Annotated in this window: 5 protein-coding genes and 1 pseudogene; all 6 read right to left on the minus strand. The window is 37.5% G+C overall.

Features of this window, described 5'->3' with window-relative positions; all coding sequences use genetic code 11:
* Positions 1-245 (minus strand): hypothetical protein (locus tag ACG95_RS14795; protein WP_420324101.1); only part of this gene is annotated, 245 nt, incomplete at its 3' end.
* A 37-nt stretch (positions 246-282) separates the two neighbouring features.
* Entirely contained in the window at positions 283-669 is a 387-nt protein-coding gene (locus ACG95_RS10700; RefSeq protein WP_048000501.1) for a hypothetical protein, read from the minus strand.
* 243 nt (positions 670-912) lie between these two features.
* Complete coding sequence (locus ACG95_RS10705) at positions 913-1,191, minus strand: hypothetical protein (RefSeq protein WP_048000502.1); 279 nt, start codon at positions 1,189-1,191, stop codon at positions 913-915.
* A gap of 103 nt (positions 1,192-1,294) precedes the next feature.
* Positions 1,295-1,567: a hypothetical protein gene (locus ACG95_RS10710; RefSeq protein WP_048000503.1), complete on the minus strand. Its 273-nt coding sequence runs from the start codon at positions 1,565-1,567 to the stop codon at positions 1,295-1,297.
* A gap of 34 nt (positions 1,568-1,601) precedes the next feature.
* Complete coding sequence (locus ACG95_RS10715) at positions 1,602-1,973, minus strand: hypothetical protein (protein ID WP_048000504.1); 372 nt, start codon at positions 1,971-1,973, stop codon at positions 1,602-1,604.
* A gap of 19 nt (positions 1,974-1,992) precedes the next feature.
* A pseudogene (locus ACG95_RS14470) lies at positions 1,993-2,926 on the minus strand (hypothetical protein); the annotation flags it as partial.

Genomic DNA, 2,926 nt, shown 5'->3' on the forward strand with positions numbered 1-2,926 from the left:
CACACGAACAAACCGTAGTAGATTAAACTACCAACTAACGAGGTTATAAGCCCTCGTGTTGTACTTTGCATCATCACAGCTAATAGTGCCCGTACAATGAAGTACACCGCCGGGATGATGGCTCCTACTAGATTTGTTTGATTACGTTTACCTAGTACATAGCTCCAATAGCCTAGCCCTAGGGTGATGACTAGTAACAGTAGTCCAATTAATACAATAACTAATATGATAATGTTTCTCTCCATTCTAAAAATAGTTGTATTTTACTCATTAAAACAAAATCTAGACACCTAATCCCTGTTTCACTTTAGCTAATAAATCTAGTAAGTCGCTTTCTTCTGGATCCACTTTAACAATCTTTTTTATCTCATCAGATACGTATCCATAAAAAGTCGGAAAATCCAAATATGCAAATTCATTCACTTCTACTACTGGATAATTTTGCTCTAATAATACGTGCTCATCATCTAGTCTCTTGGGAAGCCTCTCTTGATCAACATCATCAAAATCCGATTGAAATAATGCAAATATAACTTCTTGACCAAACCCTTCTTTATTTGCAAAGCACTTTAACATTTTTCTGCGGTACTCTCCATCAATTATGAAAAAAAGTCGGCCAATTACAAATCGAATTTCACCACTATTCATTATCTTAAAGTTTTCATTCATATATATTTTCTCCAGTAAATTATTTTTTAGGGCTCTTAAGCACCGGATAAAAGTTTGTTATTTCACCATTTTCATCTAAATATCCTCGGAATCCTAGCCCATCAGTTGCCAAGGCAATAATACTCTTACTGATTCCCGTATTACGACTAAGAGTTATGCCCTTTTCTATGTAAAACTAAAGCAGCTAATTTCACCAATAAAATTAGCGATTAACTGCTTTAGCGTTATTCTTATAAACTTAAACTAAGCTTTCTTACGTCCCTTGCCAGCTCGCTGCTTTCCCCAAGCAAACAAGCCAACGAAGATTATCGTAATTGCTAGATTCCCAGCTAAGCTAGTAATTAATTCGTGAGTCCCCTCACTGAGCATCACTGCGAAAATTACACGTACGATGAAATAACCGCCCGGAATGATACTCCCGATTAAATTAGTCTGATTACGTTTACCTAGCACGTAACTCCAATATCCTAACCCAAAGGTAATGACCGCCGTAATTAACCCAATCGCTATAAACACAAACATGGTTCAACCTCCTTTGATACTCCAATTGACTTAACTAAAAACAGCTGACACCCGCGCCTCATCATCGAAGTTGAGCATCAGCTGTTCCAGTTTTTAACCTAATTTATGCTTTTGCTTTGTTTGCTCGGTGCTTTCCCCACACGAACAAACCGTAGTAAATCAAACTGAAGATCAGACTACCAATTAGCGAGGTAATCAGCTCTCGCGTAGAACCTTGCATCATCACAGCTAAGAGTGCTCGTACAATGAAGTACACCGCTGGAATGATGGCTCCTACTAGGTTTGTTGAGTTTCGTTTTCCTAGTACATAACTCCAGTAACCTAACCCTAGAGTAATTACTATTAGTAATAATCCGATTAATACAACAACTAACATCGTCTACCTTCCTTTCAAAACATTTGTAATTCGCTTATTTGCAATCACAGATATCTAATCTATCAAATTGTACATGTACGAAATCACCAATTTCAAATCCATCAAAAGTATCTTTCGGTGTATCGATTACAAACTCACCAACTTTTAAATTCCACTCTGGAGTAATTTTTCCAGCTAAGTCGTAAGAATAGTCATCTTCTTCTACTCTTGTCGCCATATAGACGTGGTCATTCTTTGTATAAGCATCATCACCTGATAATGGAGACAATATTTGTGAGTATTCATCACCAACTTTATGGTGAAATTCATCCGCATAAACCCAGATTTCAATTGCACCATCGCTTAATAGCACGAACGGATCTTCATATGACGGATCAATTGGGTCAATTTGTTTAACTTTTATCATTATAATGTTTCTCCTTCCACTATTTTGGTTCCGGCCACTCTACCTTGACTCCCTTATCTTGTAATTGACGTGATGTTTTTACATGTAGAGTGGTAATTCTTCCCGTTTTAATATCAATTCCAACAAATTCATAATTATAACCATATCTCTTTTTCTTTGCTTTCGTTGCTCTTCTAATGAAAGCATGCATTTTTGGTTCATATTTTCCGTGCTTAATAACATCTTTTGCTTCCTGCAGATATTCTGTTTTATTATTTATCTCTTTTCCCGTAATCTTTCTAATTCCTACTTTATGTTTTTCAAAATGCTCATTGTACTTCTCCTTATTTATAAATCTTGTGATTTTCCCATTTTTAGCCATACCTTTGATTTTTGCTGTAGTTAAATATGGCTTGGTTTTTGTCTTTGAAACATGCTTTTTCTTAGGCGTCTTTACTTTAGCGCTCTTAGAAACCTTCTTCTTTGGTTTCTTACCAACCTTACGATCATAAGCCTTTTGCTCGGCTTTAGTCAGCTTCCGCTCTGAAATCGGCTTCTTGCCTTTTTTGACAGTCGATTTAACAGTCTCTTGCTTAATTTTTTTCTTAGCGAGAGTGTTGCCCGCACGATGTGTCGCCTCATGTATCGTTTGACGAGTAACACGTGCCTGAGATGCTTTCTTGGCTGCAGCTCTTGCTGCTTTTTCAGAGTTCGCTTTAGCCAATCGCTCTGCAGCTTTTCGCTTGGCAATCTCACTTATAGCCTTGTTGGCCCCTTTTTTATTCCTCCTAGCTTGCTCTTCAAGCTTCCTGGCCGCTTTCTCAGCGTACTCTTCAGTCCTCTGCTTAGCACGCTCTTTGGAAACAATCTTATATATCTTCTTGGCCTTACGAAGTCGGTTACCTTCTTTAACGACTTCTTCAGCCTTTCTAGCCTTGTTAATCATTTTGGCAACTTTAGCTAGTTTGGCAATC

This window comes from Lactiplantibacillus herbarum (genome assembly GCF_001039045.1).
In the GTDB taxonomy this organism is placed as follows: Bacteria; Bacillota; Bacilli; order Lactobacillales; family Lactobacillaceae; genus Lactiplantibacillus; species Lactiplantibacillus herbarum.

Bases quoted from the DNA above. Each gene is read 5' to 3' on its own strand.
- ACG95_RS10715 (WP_048000504.1), bottom strand. From the start codon at position 1,973: ATGATAAAAGTTAAACAAATTGACCCAATTGATCCGTCATATGAAGAT.
- ACG95_RS10700 (WP_048000501.1), bottom strand. From the start codon at position 669: ATGAATGAAAACTTTAAGATAATGAATAGTGGTGAAATTCGATTTGTA.
- ACG95_RS10705 (WP_048000502.1), bottom strand. From the start codon at position 1,191: ATGTTTGTGTTTATAGCGATTGGGTTAATTACGGCGGTCATTACCTTT.
- ACG95_RS10710 (WP_048000503.1), bottom strand. From the start codon at position 1,567: ATGTTAGTTGTTGTATTAATCGGATTATTACTAATAGTAATTACTCTA.